Raw genomic sequence first — 15,758 nt, 5'->3', positions numbered from 1 at the left:
CCCCGACACCCGCCGGCCCCTCGCAGCGCCCCGCTGTGGATCCGGCAACACACCCGCTGCTGTCGGCCCAGACCTCCGTGATGGGGCCGGCGTCAACCCCGCAGGGGCGCAGCTTCCTGAGCACAGGGGTCCAGTACGTGCTGCCGACGCAGTTGGAACGGTACGAGCTCCAGAACGGCACATGGACGCCGACGTTCGACCTCATCACGGCGCCGTGGCCGGATTCGGCGTATGTGATCGCGGCGTTGAGGGCCAACCGGCGTGGGGTGCTGCTCGGCGGTCAGACGCTGAACGGGCACCAGCTGCCGACTCGGCTGGAAGACCACCCGGCTCTGGCGCATCTGCCGCAGCTCCCGTCCGGGGCACGGGTCCTGGACCCGTACACGCTTGCCGACGTGCTGAAGGCCGACCCCCAGCTGAGCAGCCTGCCGAACGACGTGCCGGTGGTGCTGGCGTTCCCGAACGCGGGGGTGCTGAACATGCAACTCGCGCAGGTGTCCGCCGACGCTCTCAACAGGACGGTGTGGATTCCCACCAGCAACTGGGGCCTGCGAATCGACGGGTCCGGTCCCGGGCACTTTCTCGGACTGCTCGACCGCGGAGGAACGTCGCCCATCGGCGCATGGGTGCCCATTCCTCCGAAGCCGAACAACAGGAAACCGACCCCCGCACCACGGCAGTTCGAGGCACTGGATGGTTCCGTCGTCCGGGACGTGGACGTGCACCGCAGGCCCTGGGTGAACGATCGCTCCGAGTGGACAGCCACCTCGTTCATGCCGGACAGCGACGACGGGCGCAGGCGGGAGATGGTCGGCCGGTCGATGATGACCTACACGGAGCTGTACCACGTCGTCCGTGACCCCGGCGGGGACGGAGAGGACGTCGTTATCGGCATAGAATCGGTCAGCCTTCCCGCCGAGATTTTCGTCATCAACACCCACGGGCTGCCGGGCGGAAGCTCCTTCTACATTCCCCATTTGCGCCGCCTGGTGTGGCTGAACGCCAGGGATTCCGGTTTCGTCATCGGCACCCTGCCCGAGGTGGCCGATCTGCCGCGGCACTACCGGCTCTATCTCAACGACTGCTGGAGCGCCACGCGGGGCGATCCGGCCAAGTCGCAGTCCCCCCACCTGCCGGCGCCCCCCGTCGACGACCCACTCCGGGAGTGGCCGGTCGGACTATGGGTCGCCATGGTGAGCAGGCTCAAGGTCATCGCACCGACCAGATCCGTCGGTTACAACGAGGCCCGGTTCCGTACCCTCGTCGCGACCGGCACCGGTGAGCGGGGGCGCACGGTCGAGTTCAAACCGCCGCCCTCGCCCCCCGAACTGGACGACTTGGCGCGGAAGGCGCGCCTGCACACCGGGTCCCGGCCCGCCTCGAACGACACGAGGGACCAGATACTGGCGATGGTGATCGCGCTACGCAGTGTCTTCGGGGACGACGTCGAGGACGACCCGGCTGCGTACGAGGAGAAGCTGCGGAGCATCGCCGCGTTGGACACGCTGCGCGCCAACGACCGCCGGATGCGCGATATGCCATTCCGGATGGAAGTGTGGCAACACGCAGTCAACCGCCTCGCCGGGCCGACTGCGACCGCCCTGGACCGGTCCCACTACCAGGCCGCCCTTGATGCAGCCCGGCAGCACCTGAACGCCCGACCGGACATACGGCTGACCGAGGCGTTCGGCGACCCGGTGACGGGCGACCCGACGGTCGAGGCTGTCTTCAGTCGCTGGCAGAGCAATCCCGAGCGCTCTGTCCGCTCGGTGCTCAGGATGCAGGGAAACACTCCACTGAGCAGGTTCGACGTCGCGCGGGCCTTCTGGGCCGCGTATCGGACGGAGCAGAGGCTGTCCACGTTGTCGCCGGCCGACCAGGAGACTCTGGGCCGTATCGCACTCCATCCCGATCCGCAGCTGCCCGCGGACGAGGTGCGGGAGAAGCTGAGGGCACTGATGTCCCAAGCAAACGCCGCCCCACGATGGAACGCCGCAAAGCCCGCTGTGCTGGCCGCCTTCGACCTGGAGTTGCGCGCGGCGTTCCAACAGCGTTTGAGGGCGCCGGGCGCCGACGGATACAACTGGGGCGGTACACAGTTGCCCGCCGGTATCGATTTTTCGCTGGTCTTCCAGGAGATCCAGGGGCCCGGTGGGCCGACCGTCGCGAAATGGGCCGCGCCGTGGTTCCCGAAGGACAAGAACGGCAACCTGGTGACCACCACGTTGTACCCCATCCATCTTGAGGTACGGGGCGGCAGCCAGATGATCATGCATCTGCCCGGCGTCGCCGTCCCGGTGGACCCGGCCGAGATCCTCGAACTTCTGCTGGCCGCCCCGCTGGAGGCGGAGCACGCCAGCAAGTCACAGTTCCTGTTCCTGATCTCTGGATTGGGAAAGTGGGGCAGGCAACTGGCACAGGACTATTCCAACCGCACGACGCGGAACACCTGGTGTTACTCCGGAGATATCGAGCTCCGTGAGGTCCCTGGCGACCCGCAGGCGCCGCGGCAGATCTGGCTCCTTCCCGAACACGGCACCCAGAAGCCAGGCAGGTGGACCAAGCTCACCTGGCAACCGCCACAGCACGGCGGCCAGCAGCCCGGCGGCACTGGATCCGGAGGATCAAACGTCCCCTGAGCGGCCCTGAGAGACAGCACAAGGCCGTAACCCCAGCCGGCAGTGCGGAAACCGCACGGCTGAGCAACATCAGCGCACAGCACATATCGATCGTTGGAGAGCGTAAGTGTCAACCCCCGAGAAAGACCAGGAAAACCTGGACAACACGGAAAACGCCGAGAACGCGGACGTGGACCAGGCTTCCACGCCGCCGGACGCCCCGGCCCCGCAGCCAGAAGAGCCCACCACGGGCCAGGACGCCGAGGAGCAGCCGCCCACGCTCGTACGCCCCGGCGAGCCGGGCTTCCCGCCACCCCCCGAGGGCATCGTCGAGGCGGCGAAGCTGGCCCCCGACCACTGGCTCAGCGTCGTCGACCAGGAGTGGAACGGCAAGGACGGCGAGGAGCCGCCTTCCTGGGTGGTGCTCGGCCGCTGGCGCACCGACGAGAACGGGGAGATCGTCGAATGGGAGCGCAACGACGACTACCGTCCGTCGCCCGAGCGGATGGGGTGGCCCGAGCCGGTCAGCCCCGCTGACAGGGCCGTCCAGCGTGCTGCCACCGGCTATGGGCCGCAGGACGACGTCGTCCGCGCCCTCGCGGATGCCGATGTCGCCGTGTGCGTGGACGACGAGGGGCGCCCCTCGGTGAGCGAGACACCCGAGGGAGTCTCTGCCGTCGCCGTCTTCTCCGCCTCACCCGACCTGCCGCCGGACGAGCTCCCCCCGCACGAAGTGATGCCGATGCCTGGCCTGTTGGAACAACTGGCCGACGACCAGGAGGTGCTCTTCCTCAGCTCCTCGGCACCCGTGGCACTGCTCATCGACAAGGACGCGCTCCGCGCCACGCCCGAGGACGCAGAGGGCGGCAGCACGGGCGGAACGTTGACCGGGAGCGAACGGTAGGCGGAGGGGAGCCCCCTTCACGTTGCCGCCACAGCAAGCAGCACGACCGCACGAACCAGTGAGTGAGGACAAGATGAGTGAGCCCAGCGGCGAGGCCCGTACCGCCGGCGAGACCACGGGTACGGGCGCGACCCCGACCTCGGACGGGACCGCGGCCACGGCGACGGTGGACCCTGCTCCGCCGGAGGAGTTCGTGGAGGCGGCGCGCCTTGCGCCGAATCACTGGCTGTATCTGATCGATCCGGCCTGGTCCGGTGAGGGTCCGCCGCCGGAGTGGGCTGTGGTCGGCCAGTGGCGTTCCGACTTCGACGGGGAGATCGTCGAGTGGCAGGACAACGAGGACTACCGGCCCTCGCCGGGGGCGATGGGCTGGCCGGAGCCCACGGACGAGGTGGACGCCGCCATTCAGCTCGCCACGACCGGCTATGGACCCGCCGAGGACGTCACCGCGACTCTGGCGCATGCTGAAGTGGCGGTTCTGGTCACGGCGGAGGGTGACCCGGTGCGCGCGTCGGCGCCGGACGGCACTCCGGTGATTCCGGTCTACACCTCGCCGCAGTACCTCCACCTCGCCGGACGGCTGGGCTTTGAGCAGGTGAAGGCGCGGGAGTTCGTGGGCCGGATTCCCGAGGGGTACAGCCTGTGCCTCAACAGCTCGGCCCCGGTCAGCATGGTGCTGCACACGGAGGGCCTGGGAGAGGCCATGAACGCGGCCGAAGCCGCTCCCGAGGAAGCGGAGTCGTCAGGCGATCCCGATCCCGCGTCCGCCCCCGATCCCGCCTCCGCTCCCGATCCCGTCTCCGATTCCGATTCGGCCTCCGCCTCCGCATCCGGTTCCCGGTCCGGGGTCGCCCGGCGGCCCACAACGAACACCCGGGACATCAGCTCGTGGACCGCTGACAGTCCCGCCGGAGACGGGAGCGTGAGCGGCCCTACGGGAAGAGGGGGCGATTCCGCCCTTGGCCAGTGAACTCTTACGCCCGCCCGTGCATCAACACATGTCACGGGCGTCTCCTGGAGACACCGGCTCCGCGCCCTCTCGAACCGCGAAGACGAGCCGCCCAACCCGGAGCCGGTTGCGGGACCGTGGCGGCGTCCGACACAAGAGACAGGGCGGTCGGGCCGGTGCCATAGCCGCAGGGGAAGCAGAAACAGTCGATGAGGGGTTGGAGAAGTGAGCGAGTCACAGAACGAAGACGCCGAGCGGAAGGAGCGCGCCCGCCGCGTCGCCGCCCTGGCCGGGGCGTCCCGGCAGCCCGGCGAACGGGCCCGGATAGGCACCCGGATCGCCGGGTCGGTGGCCGTCCTGGCGCTCGTCGCGGGAGGAACGCTGGGCATCGGTGCCTGGCACTCGTACCGAGCGGAGACCGCAGCGAAGGAGGCCAAGGCGGAGAAGGACCGGAAGAAGCGGGAGGCGGAGCTGACCAAGAAGCCCACTGCCTCACGCTCCGAGTCCGAGAAGAAGGGCGGCGAGGAGCGGAAGGAGGAGAAGAAGATGCAGGAGTTGCCGACGACGCCGTCCGAGTCGACCAAGCCGACCCTTGAGCCGCCCACCGAGACGGTCGAGAAGCCGAAGAAGGACGTCAAGCTGACTGCACAGTCGAAGACGGCCAAGTCGGGCTACTCCCGCGTCGTACTCGCCAACGGGGCGACCAAAATGTGTGCTGACCTGCCCTACTACGGCGGTCACCCCGACGGTGCACCCATCACCCAGTACCGGTGCAACACCAACGACGGCGACAACCAACTGTGGAACATCACTGTCTCCCATCCGAAGGCAGGCCCCGAAGGCCGCAACTTGGTGATGCTCGCCAATGTGAAGGACGGACGCTGCTTCGACCTGCTCGGCTACGGGGGCAAGCCCAACGGCACCCGCCTCTATACGGGTATCTGCAACAGCAACAAGGTGGACGACAACCAGCAGTGGTGGCTGGAGGGCTTGCCCAACAGCACCGGCAAACGGCTGCACAACTACGCGAGCAAGGGGCGGTGCCTTCAGGTCGACGGCGGATCCGACAAGAAGGACGCCCGCCTCGTCATCGGCGACTGCAAAGCCCGCTCGGCCACGTGGTTCATGAAGCAGTGAGCACCGCCCGAACAGCGAGCGCCGCCGCCGCATCCCGCGACGGCGGCCGCGCCGGCGACTCGTCGGCGACGCATCCAAGGAACCGAAGCCTGGTGGCTGGCGCATTGCTCCCTGTCATTTAGTGACGTACTGTCGCTTGAGGACAGGAGGGGAGTTGACGTATGTCCGCCATCCCGTGCGAGGTTCCGCGCCTCGCCGTCGAGGACTTCTTCAATCCGCCTGTCCGTACCAGGGCGTCCATCTCGCCGGACGGCACCACGATTGCCTATCTGGCGCCGTGGCGGGGGCAGTTGAATGTCTGGGTGGAGAGCGTCGATTCGGATCGGCCGGATGCGGGGGAGGCGCGCTGTGTCACCGCGGACGACCACCGGAGTGTGCACGGTGTGCACGTCTATCACTGGTCGGACGATCCGCGCTGGTTGCTCTATGAGCAGGACAGCGACGGTGACGGGAACCGGCACATCTACCGCGTCGCCCTGGACAACCCGGATTCCGGGCCAGTCGATCTCACCCCTTTTCCCGGCGCCACGGTCCAGGGTTTCGAGATGACGGCCGCCCGGCCGGGCAGGGCGCTGCTGCATCTGAACCGCAGGAACCCGGCCGAGTTCGACCTGTACGAACTTGACGTCTCCTCCGGCGAGTTGACGATGCTGGCCGAGAACCCCGGTCGGGTCGCCGACTGGCTGTACACGCCTGCGGGAGACCTCTACGCCCAGTCCTGGACGGCCGACGGCGACATCGAGCTGGTGCGGTGGGGTACCGGAGCGGGGATGTCGCGCCTGGTCACCACGTTCGACGGCTCCGACTACCCGTTGGGTATCAGCCCGTTCCAGCTCACTTCGGACGGTACTGGTGTGTGGCTCGGCTCCAACCGCGACAGTGATCTGACCCGGCTGGTCCGGCTCGATCTGGCCACCGGCAGTGAGGACATCGTCGACAGCCACCCGGTGTTCGATCTCGATACGCGTTCTGCAGCCTTCCCCGCACTGCCGTCGCCGCTCATCTGTGACCGGCGTACCGGAGAGCCGATCGGGGTGCGCTATCGCGGTGAGCGGCAGGTGATCCAGGCGCTGGATCCGCATTTCGCCGCGGTGCTGGTGAATCTGGAGGCGCTGTGCGAGGGCGACTTGGCCGCTGTCTCGTCCGATGTGAGCGGTCAGCGCTGGGTGGTCAGTTTCACTCATGACCGTGACCCGGAGGCCACCTATTACTACGACCACTTAACGGGGGAGAGCTGGCTGCTGTTCCGGCCCTTTCCGCACCTGGACCCCGAGGTTCTCGCCCCGATGGCGCCGGTCACGTTCCCCGCCCGCGACGGGCTGGGCCTGCCGTCGTATCTGACGCTGCCTGTGGGGGTCGAGCCGAGCGGGTTGCCGTTGGTGCTGCTGGTTCACGGGGGTCCGTGGGCCCGGGACAGCTGGGGCTACCACCCCGTCGTGCAGCTGCTGGCCAACCGCGGGTACGCGGTGCTCCAGGTCAACTTCCGCGGCTCGACCGGCTTTGGCAAGGCATTCGGCCAGGCCGGTATCGGCCGGCTGGCGGGGGCGATGCACGACGATCTCATCGACGCCGTCGACTGGGCCGTCAAGGAGGGATACGCGGACCGGGACCGCGTCGCCATCTTCGGCGGCTCGTACGGCGGCTACGCCGCCCTGATCGGCGCGGCCTTCACGCCTGATGTCTTCGCTGCGGCGATCGATGTCTGCGGCATCGGCAACCTCGTCACCTACCTAAGGGCCCTGCCGGAGTTCGCGCCGCCCCACTTGGTCAACAACTGGTACCTCTACGCCGGGAACCCGGACGATCCGGAGCAGGAGGTGGAGCTGCGGGCCCGCTCGCCGATCAGCCGGGTGGATGAGATCCGCACCCCGCTGATGGTGGTCCAGGGCGCCAACGATGTCCGCGTCGTCAAAGCAGAATCCGACCAGATCATCGACGCGCTCCGCACCCGCGGCGTCGAAGTCGAATACCTCGTCAAGGACGACGAAGGTCGCGGCTTCGTGAACCCGGACAACAACATCGACGTATACCGCGCCGCCGACCGCTTCCTCGCCCGCCACCTGCACGGACAACCGGACACGGAGTAGCGGGCGAGGCCGCGGCATCGAGGCCACGCGCCGTGAGCAGCGATGCCGCGTAGGCGGCGGCAGGCGCCCGAAGCTGCTCCTGAACCCGGCAAGAGCCCGTCTCCGGGCACCGGGCTCTCCACAAATCCCGTTTCGGCGTGTTCAGTTCCTCATGCCGTAGAGGGCCACAGGGTCGGGATGAGTGTTCCTCGGTATCGGTATCTGGTCGTGCTCACCACCAGCCGCTGCGGGAGAACGAGGGTGGCTTCCTCGCCATTGAGTCGGATGTCTCACGTCTGAACTTGGGGTGCCGGTAAGAACGCTGTCACCAGCCGCAAACAGCGGTGATCTTGCGCGGGTGTGACCCGTGTGAGTGAGTCCGGGGTCGTACAGCTGCGCGGGGTGAGGCCCCCGAGATGACGATCGACGACCGTGGCCCGTACCTCTTTGGACTGGACGACCTGGTCGAGCACTGGACGCTGCTGAAGGACGAGCAGGGGCTGGTGTCCGGAAGCGCGGTGCAACGCGACTGGGCTTCGCCGTGCTGCTGAAGTTCTATACGCAGTACGGTTCTATACGCAGTACGGCCGATTTCCCCGAGGCCGGTTCGAATTGCCGGGCGAGGCGGTCAACTTCGTCGCCCGGCAGGTACAGATGCCCGCCGGGGAGCTGGACGCGTACGAGTGGAGCGGCCGGACGGTCGAGTACCACCGCGCGCAGATCCGCGGGCACCTGGGCTTCGCGAGTGCAGTGTCGCGGATGCGGACAAGCTGGCCGGCTGGCTCGCCGAGCACGTCGCGTGCAAGGAGCGGCGGCCGGAGCAGGTACGGGTGAGCTGCTGATCCGCTGCTGCACGAGAGCATCGAGCCGCCGGCTCCGGGGCGATGCGACCGGATCGTTGGCGCCGACATCGCGCCGAAGGTGGGGGCCGGGTTGCGGGCACGGGCCGTGGTGGAATCCCCTTCCCATCTGCGCCCGCACCCGCTGCCGCTGCGGGTGACGCTGCTGGCCGCGCTGCTGCACGAACGGAAACGGGAGATCACGGACACGCTGGTGGAGCTGCTGATTTCCACGGTGCACCGGATCGGGGTGCGGGCGGAGAAGAAGGTCACCGAGCAGCTGGTCAACGCGTTCGAGAAGGTGTCGGGCAAGGAGAACACCCTCTTCAAGCTCGCCGAGGCGTCGATCGGCGAGCTGGAGGGCACGGTCCGCGAGGTCGTCTACCCGGCGGTCTCCGGGGGCGAGCAGACGCTGCGGGAGTAGACGACGAACGGCTGGTGCACGAGTTCAAGACCCGCGGTCCGGTCCACCGGCGCACGGTGCAGACCACCTTGAAGGCGTCGTACACCAACCACTACCGGCGCGGGCTGATCAAGCTGCTGGACCGTGCTGGAGTTCCGCTCGTCCAACCACACCCATCAGCCGGTGATCGAGGCGTTGGCGCTGGTGGCCCGCAACGCGGCGGCGGGCAACACCACGTACTACCCGCTGGGCGAGACCGTGCCCGTGCACAAGGCGATGGGCGGGGCTGGGCGGAAGTCGTGCACCGCACCGACAAGCGGGGCCGACGCCGGGTGGTGCGCATGGTCTACGACGTGGTCGCTTTCCAGGCCCTGCGCGACCAGCTCAAGTGCAAAGAGATCTGGGTGGTCGGCGCCGACAAGTGGCGCAGCCCCGATGAGGACCTGCCCCAGGACTTCGCCGAGCGGCGCGAGGAGAACCACCGCGAGCTGCGCAATCCGCTGGACGCGGTCACCTCCGTCTCCGGCGGCGGCTCTCTCCCGGCGGAGGTCCTGGCCGAGCGCCTGCTCCTGGTCATCTACGCCTATGGCACGAACACGGGGATCAAGGCCGTCGCCTACGGCGGCCACGGCCACACCGAGGACGAGCTGCGCTACGTCCGCCGCCGCTATCTCTCGGCGGAGGCCGCCCGCGCCATCGCCATCCAAGCGCTACAGGCCTGGGGCCGGTGGGGCGGCGGGCGTCACTTCTCGTCCGAGCCGGGTTCCGCGCTGATGGATGCCTGGTGGACATCCGCGTAGGTAGGAGTCCCTGACCAGGTCGTCGCAGAACGCGGCGACGTCGGTGCCGATCACCGCCAGCACCCCAGCCGCAGGCGCCCTGCGCCCACTGTGCGACCCGGACGGGCCCGAGCCGGACGAGGACGACGACGGGAGTGGGCCAGACCAGAGCCTTTCGTTTGGACCAAGTGGCGCCGACATGCGGCGCCTTGTGGGCGGGGACGTCGGCAACCGACGACAACGCCGCAAATGCGCGTGCCACCCCCCGCGACCTGCCGCGTGATCCAAACGACAGACCTAGTAGGAGCCGGTCATCGCGGGGTAGTCCGTGTATCCCTCCGCGCCACCCGCGAAGTGCGTGTCGTGGTTGTCGGCGGCGAGGGGGTGGCCGTGGGTGAATCGGTCGACGAGGTCTGGATTGGCGATGAAGGGGGCGCCGAAGGAGACCGCGTCGGCCAGTTGCCGTTCGAGGATCTCGTTGCCGCTCGCTTGTGTGAAGCCGAGGTTGGCGATGATGGTGCCGTGGTAGTGGGCGCGGTAGCGGGTGAATGCGGTGAGGGTGTCGGTTCCTGTGTCGGGTTCCGGGCCGAGGAGGTGGAGGTAGGCCAGGTTGCTGTCGTTGAGGCGCTTGAGGAGCTGGTCGTACTCGTCCAGCGTCTCGGAATCTGCGGTGAAGGCAGGCCCGTGATTCCAGTAGGGGGAGAGTTTGATTCCGATATGGTCGCTGCCCCACACGCTGCTGACGGCGTCCACGACGTCGAAGAGGAACTGGGCCCGCTTCTCACTGCTGCCGCCGTAGGCGTCGGTGCGCTGGTTGAGCCGCGGGTTGAGGAACTGGGCCACGAGATGGGATATCTGGGCGTGGATCTCCAGGCCGTCGAATCCGGCGCGCAGGGCGTTGGCGGCTGCCTGGCGGTAGGAGTCGATCGTGGTGGCGATCTCTGCGGCGCTCAGGGCGCGTGGGGTGAGGGAGTCCTTCGGGCCGTCGAGGGTGAAGGACATCTCGTGGGGATTGATTGCTGAAGGGCCGGCAGGGAGCCTGCCGCCGTGGTGGTCCGGGTGGGAGGCGGCGCCGGCGTGGCCGAGTTGCGAGACGATCATCCCTCCCGCAGAGTGCACGGCTTCGGTGACCTTGGTCCAGCCGGCGGTCTGGGCGTCGGTGTAGATGCCTGGGACGTTGATGAAGCCGATCGCGTCCGTGCTGACCCAGGTCCCTTCGCTGATGATCAGGCCGGCGCCGGCGCGCTGCGTGTAGTAGGTGGCGTGCAGGGCGGTGGGGGCCAGTTCCTCGTTGTCGGCCCGGGAGCGCGTCATGGGAGCCATGACGACGCGGTTGGGCAGCTTGAGCGCGCCCAGTTGAACGGGCTGCAGGAGGGGCTGGGCGCTGGGTACTGAGGTCTGGTGGGGCATGAAGGATCTCTTTCGTGGCGGAAGTCGCTCCTCGTGGGCTTGAGGAGCACGAGCGGGTCGGTGGGATCAGTCCTGCTTGAGGGCGTGGAGGGCGGACAGAGGGCCGCCGAGCTGGAGGAGGCGTCCTCCCTCGCGCAGCGTTCCGAGGTCGACGGGAGCGAAGCCGAACTCGGAGGTCAGGTCTCTCACGGTGTTCTTGGCATCGGCGTCGTCGCCGGCGAGGAACAGCACCTGCCGCCCCGCCTCGTGGCGGGGGTCGGGTGCGATGAACTGCGCGTAGAGGGAGTTGAACGCCTTGACCACGCGCGCGCCGGGAAGCAGGGAGGACACGTATTCGCTCCCGGTGAGGTCGCCCAGATCGGCGATCTCCGGTTTCGGGGGAAGGGAGGCGAACTGGTTGGTGGTGTCGATGACGATGGTTTTGTCCAGGCGGGGGAGCGCGGCGACGGTGTCAGGAATCCGCGGCCAGGGGACCGCGAGCACGACGAGGTCCGCGATGGCGGCCTCCGTAGGGGTTGCGGCCGTCGCGAGCGCGCCGAGGTCCTTGACCAGCGGGGCCAGGGAAGCAGGTCCTCGGCTGTTGCTGAGCACGACCTCGTGGCCATGACGGATCGCATGCCGGGCGATGGCCTGGGCGACTTCTCCAGCTCCGAGCATTCCGATCTTCATCAGGCGGCCTCGTTTCCGGAGTCGGCCGTCTGCGGTGTGGTCAGCAGGACGGTTCCGCTCTTGGCCGGGCGGCGGGCGTGCTCGACGGCCGCCTTGAAGTCGGCGAGATCGTAGCTGGCTGCGACTTCGAGCAGGTCCGGCGTGTTCTGCGCCAGGTCCTGGGCGAAGGCGACATCCTCAGCCCGATCCCCGGGGGTGCGGCTCATCCAGTGCAGTATCGACACTCCCCGCACCGTCAGCTCCCGCGCCATGAGAGGCAGCGCCTCCAACGATGTCGTGCCGGAACCCAGATGCCCGTAGGAGATCAGAGTGCCGCCGTCGGCGAGCAGTTCGGCGAGGTCCTGGGTCATGGCTCCACCGACACAGTCGAGGACCACCTGGACACCCCGCTCACCGGCATGCAGGCGGACTTGTTCCCGCCAGTCGTGGTCGCACGTCGCGATCACGGGCTGGGAGGGGTACAACGTCCGCACCTTCTCGGCACCGGAGGTGCTGCGCACGAGGTTGATCAACTGCAGGTCGTGCCGGACCGCAGCCGCGCTGACCAGCCTGCCGACGGACGAGCCGGCGGCGGTCTGGAGGACGGGATCCGCCTGCCCACTCAGGGCCTCCTCCATCCCGCGGTACAGCATGCGCAGCGTCAGCGGGTTGACCAGCATCAGGGCCGCGGTCTCGTCGCTGACGCCGTCCGGCACCGGCACTGCCAGATCGGCTGGGACCACGACGAAGTCGCTCCATGTTCCCGGCGCCGGGAAAACCGCCACCCGCTGACCTGGGCGCAGTGTGCGGACGTCCGCTCCGACGCTCTCGACGACGCCCATCCCCTCCACTCCGGGAGTCCGGGCCCCCGACTGCTGTTCGGGCTGCCCCGGCAGACCCTCCACACCGATCAGGTCCCCCGGATGGATGGGCCGGACCAGCATCCGAACCAGAACCTCTCCGCTGCCGGGAGCCAGCCGGCGGGTCTCCTCCCTCAGCGTCAGTACCTGTGTGGCATCCCCTTGCCGCGTGTACTCCACGGTGCGCATAGGCGCCTCCCTTCCTCTTTGATGATGTCCATCATTAAAAGAATGATGAGGGGTAACATTGAAAACGTCAAACACCGCCGACACAGGAGGGCGGCCATGCCGCGGATCACCAGGGAAGACAAGGCCAGGAACCGGCAGAACATCGTCGAGGCGGCCGGGCGCATGTTCCGCTCACAGGGCGTCGATGCCGTAGGGATCGCCGAACTGATGAAGGAAGCCGGCCTGACCCACGGCGGCTTCTACAACCACTTCGCGTCCAAAGACGATCTGGCCGTCGAGGCGTGCGGCACCTCGTTCCAAGCCTCTCTGGGCTCCCTGGAGCACATCCTTGAGGAAGGCGCCGATCCCACCGGCCCACCGCTGAAGCGAGTGGTGGACAACTATCTCTCGGCCACCCACCGCGATGCCCCGGACGGCGGCTGCCCCTCCGCCTCCCTGGTCACCGACGCCGGACGGCACAGCGACACGGTCCAGAGCGCCTACGCAGCCGGCGTGGAGGGGTACCTCACCGGCTTCGCCGAGGAGTTCACCCGCGAGCACGAAGGGGAGATCACCTCACAGGAGGCGCGGGAGCGCGCGGTGCTGCTGCTCAGCCGACTCGTAGGGGCGATGGCCCTCGCCCGCGCCGTGAGCCACGTCCAGCCCGATCTGTCCGATGAGATTCTGCGGACCTGTCGCGCCCACGCTCTCGACTGACGGCTTCGCTGCCCGCCAGCCCTGCGATGTCCCGTCCGGCGGCGAGCCGCACGATCACGGCATTGGCACCACCCGAGTTGACGGCGGGCGGATGGATCAAGCTGCGCCGCCCTGTCGTCAAACGAACGATTGGCGACAGGCGCGACGGGAGTCCAATGAACCCGGACTTTTCGGGGCTCCCCCCTCATCGGGTGATCACCGCCGTTTGCGGCTGGTGACAGCGTTCTTACCGGCACCCCAACTTGTCTGCGGTGAAGCCCCTTTTGGCCGTTTCATCGCAGTGCTCGGTACAGCTTCGCGGCGGGGGTCACCACGCCAGGGATGCCTTGACAGGCCCGTGTCCCCCCGAAGACTCTCCATCGGCTTGGGGCGGGCAGCCTCCTCCTGCTGGGGCCCACCCCCGTTGGCCCGCCTTGAGCCCGACGACGCCTCGCACGACCCGATCGCGTGCCGCGCCCCGCTTCCACCGCTGTCCGGCCTGAGGCCCTCGACGACGCGGCCGAACCAACTCTGCGCTGGGACTGAACGAAGGCGGGTTGCTCGTTGTACGTCCTGACGGACCGCGCCTATAGGAGAGATGGTGGCCAGCCCCGGTCGTGCGCCTGTGGACTCCGGTTCTTGATTTCGAGAAGCGCCCCGACGAGCACTCGAAGTTCCTCGGTTTCGGCAGCAGTGCCAGTCCATTCGATAGGGTGCGAATGCCCATAGCGCACGTCGTAGACGTTGCATTCCGGGCGGTACTACTCCTGTAGCCAGTTGTCCAGCTCGGGTCACGACCTGTTCCGCCAAGCACGCAGGCTGAGCGTGGAGACCCGCGATCGAGCGGCGGGTGCGCTCACCCGTGCAGGAAGCCGAATAGGCGAACTCGCTTGGCGCGCCAGTCAGCGCGCCAAGCGACTCCGGGCTCGGGGAACATCGGTATACCGGTTGTCGGTGAGAACGATCATGGCTAGCACGCTGATCCACTCCGCCGCTGGGGTTCGGTGAAACGCCGCTGGACCGGCCCTGTTACTGGTTGCGGTCGCGGCCGTGCCGGTGGAGTTTCCGGCTGATGAGCAGGCCGAGGCGTACTGGAAGTTCGCCGAGGAGCCAACACGCCCGGAGCTGGAGCGCTTCTTCTTCCTGGACGACGTCGACCGCGACCTGATTGCGCTGCGAAGGACCCAGCACCACCAGCTCGGGTTCGCGCTCCAGATGTGCACAGTGAGGTACATCGGGCTGTTCCTGGAGGACCCCCTCGCGGTGCCGTGGTAGGACGTTGCGGAATGCCTCCGCCACTCCCTCACTCAACCCAGCTCCTTCGCCCAGGGAGTTGGAGCCGCGAGGAGGCCGACCGTTTCGTCACCGCGACACCTCGCGCTCGGTGACACCGTCACGACTACGATCGTTTCTCACCGAAAGCCCGAAGGCGAACACGCCGAAGAAGACCACCAGTGATCTCCTGCCGCACCTGCGGCCGGTGCGGACACGCCCGCAGCTTTCACCACGCCCCGGACCCGGACCGTTGCGTCGGGCACTCGCCGCCCCAGGCGTGCCACATACGCCGCAGGTGCGAGGCTCTCTGCGGGTATTGAGAACCGTGTCCTTCAGCGGTGATCAGCAGTTGTCCACGGCGTCGGGGCCGCCGTCCGACTCGTTGCGCTCGGGGGCGTCCTCGGCGCGCTCGTCGAACCCGGAGACCGCCGTAGGGGACTCCGGATCGCGTTCCGCCGCCGCAGAGATCCGATCCGCTGCCTCGCGGGCCATCGGCGTTGAACGTTCCATGCCCCTACGGTCACGCCGCCCCTGCATCACCCCACGGCCAGCGGCTGGACCGTACCGATGGCCCCACGGCCGGACCATGATCGTTCTCACCGATAACCGCTGTACCGATATTCCCCATGCCCGGACTCAACGGTGGTTCGCAGTCCGCTGGGCGCCGGGGGGCGAAGTCACCAGGCGTTCCCCAGCCATCGCGGAACCTGATTCTCTCCAGCGTACGGACACAGCAGACACATTGCCCGTCTGCCGGACCCCACGCTCAACGCCATGAGGCGCGCCGGAAGTTGTGGGAGGCCGAGTCGCGACAGTTCGACCCTGCTGGGCCCGGCGCTCGCAGCCGCGCTCGGCGCCGTCTGTCTACCCGCCCGTTTCACGGGGTGACGGGGTCTCCCACCGCGCCTCCGGTGGCGTTGCGGACAGCGTGGGCGACTCGTTCGGGAGCGTCGGCGAATGTGCGGGGATCGGCGCCCACCAGAAGGGCGGCACCTATGTCCTCATT

The 15,758-nt window shown here is 68.0% G+C and carries 13 protein-coding genes and 2 pseudogenes; 11 read left to right on the top strand and 4 right to left on the bottom strand.

Annotated elements, in window-relative coordinates:
* The 9 genes and pseudogenes from ITI46_RS27515 to ITI46_RS27480 form a co-directional block, all read left to right on the top strand.
* On the top strand, window positions 1-2,639 hold a 2,639-nt coding region (locus ITI46_RS27515), incomplete at its 5' end, for a lonely Cys domain-containing protein (RefSeq protein WP_209242609.1).
* A 106-nt stretch (window positions 2,640-2,745) separates the two neighbouring features.
* Window positions 2,746-3,522: a type VII secretion system-associated protein gene (locus tag ITI46_RS27510; RefSeq protein WP_307808346.1), complete on the top strand. Its 777-nt coding sequence runs from the start codon at window positions 2,746-2,748 to the stop codon at window positions 3,520-3,522.
* A gap of 73 nt (window positions 3,523-3,595) precedes the next feature.
* Window positions 3,596-4,492 carry a type VII secretion system-associated protein gene (locus ITI46_RS27505; protein WP_209242608.1) on the top strand — a complete coding sequence of 299 codons (897 nt, stop codon included), beginning with the start codon at window positions 3,596-3,598 and terminating at the stop codon, window positions 4,490-4,492.
* 204 nt (window positions 4,493-4,696) lie between these two features.
* A complete protein-coding gene (locus tag ITI46_RS35900) occupies window positions 4,697-5,608 on the top strand; it encodes an RICIN domain-containing protein (protein ID WP_209242607.1) in 912 nt (303 codons plus the stop codon).
* Window positions 5,609-5,769: 161 nt separating this feature from the next.
* Window positions 5,770-7,695: a S9 family peptidase gene (locus tag ITI46_RS27495; RefSeq protein WP_209242606.1), complete on the top strand. Its 1,926-nt coding sequence runs from the start codon at window positions 5,770-5,772 to the stop codon at window positions 7,693-7,695.
* A gap of 395 nt (window positions 7,696-8,090) precedes the next feature.
* Window positions 8,091-8,225, top strand: a complete 135-nt coding sequence (locus tag ITI46_RS35605) for a hypothetical protein (RefSeq protein ID WP_280634836.1) — start codon at window positions 8,091-8,093, stop codon at window positions 8,223-8,225.
* A 40-nt stretch (window positions 8,226-8,265) separates the two neighbouring features.
* Window positions 8,266-8,508 (top strand): annotated as a pseudogene (locus ITI46_RS36125) (hypothetical protein); the annotation flags it as partial.
* A 99-nt stretch (window positions 8,509-8,607) separates the two neighbouring features.
* Window positions 8,608-8,937, top strand: a complete 330-nt coding sequence (locus ITI46_RS27485) for a hypothetical protein (RefSeq protein WP_209242604.1) — start codon at window positions 8,608-8,610, stop codon at window positions 8,935-8,937.
* A gap of 278 nt (window positions 8,938-9,215) precedes the next feature.
* Entirely contained in the window at window positions 9,216-9,716 is a 501-nt protein-coding gene (locus ITI46_RS27480; protein WP_209242603.1) for a Tn3 family transposase, read from the top strand.
* A 276-nt stretch (window positions 9,717-9,992) separates the two neighbouring features.
* On the opposite strand, the gene ITI46_RS27475 is transcribed toward ITI46_RS27480, so the two are convergent.
* The 3 genes from ITI46_RS27475 to ITI46_RS27465 form a co-directional block, all read right to left on the bottom strand.
* Window positions 9,993-11,105, bottom strand: coding sequence for an alkene reductase (locus tag ITI46_RS27475; RefSeq protein WP_209242602.1), 1,113 nt, complete (start codon window positions 11,103-11,105; stop codon window positions 9,993-9,995).
* Between the two features lie 66 nt (window positions 11,106-11,171).
* On the bottom strand, window positions 11,172-11,774 hold the full coding sequence (locus ITI46_RS27470) for an NADPH-dependent F420 reductase (RefSeq protein WP_209242601.1): 603 nt from the start codon (window positions 11,772-11,774) through the stop codon (window positions 11,172-11,174).
* On the bottom strand, window positions 11,774-12,802 hold the full coding sequence (locus ITI46_RS27465; protein ID WP_209242600.1) for a zinc-binding dehydrogenase: 1,029 nt from the start codon (window positions 12,800-12,802) through the stop codon (window positions 11,774-11,776). Before ITI46_RS27465 ends, ITI46_RS27470 begins: the two co-directional genes overlap by 1 nt.
* Window positions 12,803-12,898: 96 nt before the next feature.
* Here ITI46_RS27465 and ITI46_RS27460 point away from each other — a divergent pair, with 96 nt between their 5' ends.
* Window positions 12,899-13,498, top strand: coding sequence for a TetR/AcrR family transcriptional regulator (locus ITI46_RS27460; protein WP_209242599.1), 600 nt, complete (start codon window positions 12,899-12,901; stop codon window positions 13,496-13,498).
* A gap of 1,029 nt (window positions 13,499-14,527) precedes the next feature.
* Window positions 14,528-14,749, top strand: a pseudogene (locus ITI46_RS35600) (DUF4158 domain-containing protein); the annotation flags it as partial.
* 345 nt (window positions 14,750-15,094) lie between these two features.
* Here ITI46_RS35600 and ITI46_RS27450 read toward each other — a convergent pair.
* Entirely contained in the window at window positions 15,095-15,262 is a 168-nt protein-coding gene (locus ITI46_RS27450) for a hypothetical protein (RefSeq protein WP_209242598.1), read from the bottom strand.
* Window positions 15,263-15,758 lie beyond the last annotated feature (496 nt).

This window comes from Streptomyces oryzae (assembly GCF_017676365.1).
GTDB lineage: Bacteria > Actinomycetota > Actinomycetes > Streptomycetales > Streptomycetaceae > Streptomyces > Streptomyces oryzae.
The sequence above is the reverse complement of the archived record's forward strand: the minus strand, read 5'-3'. Positions and strand labels throughout refer to the sequence as shown.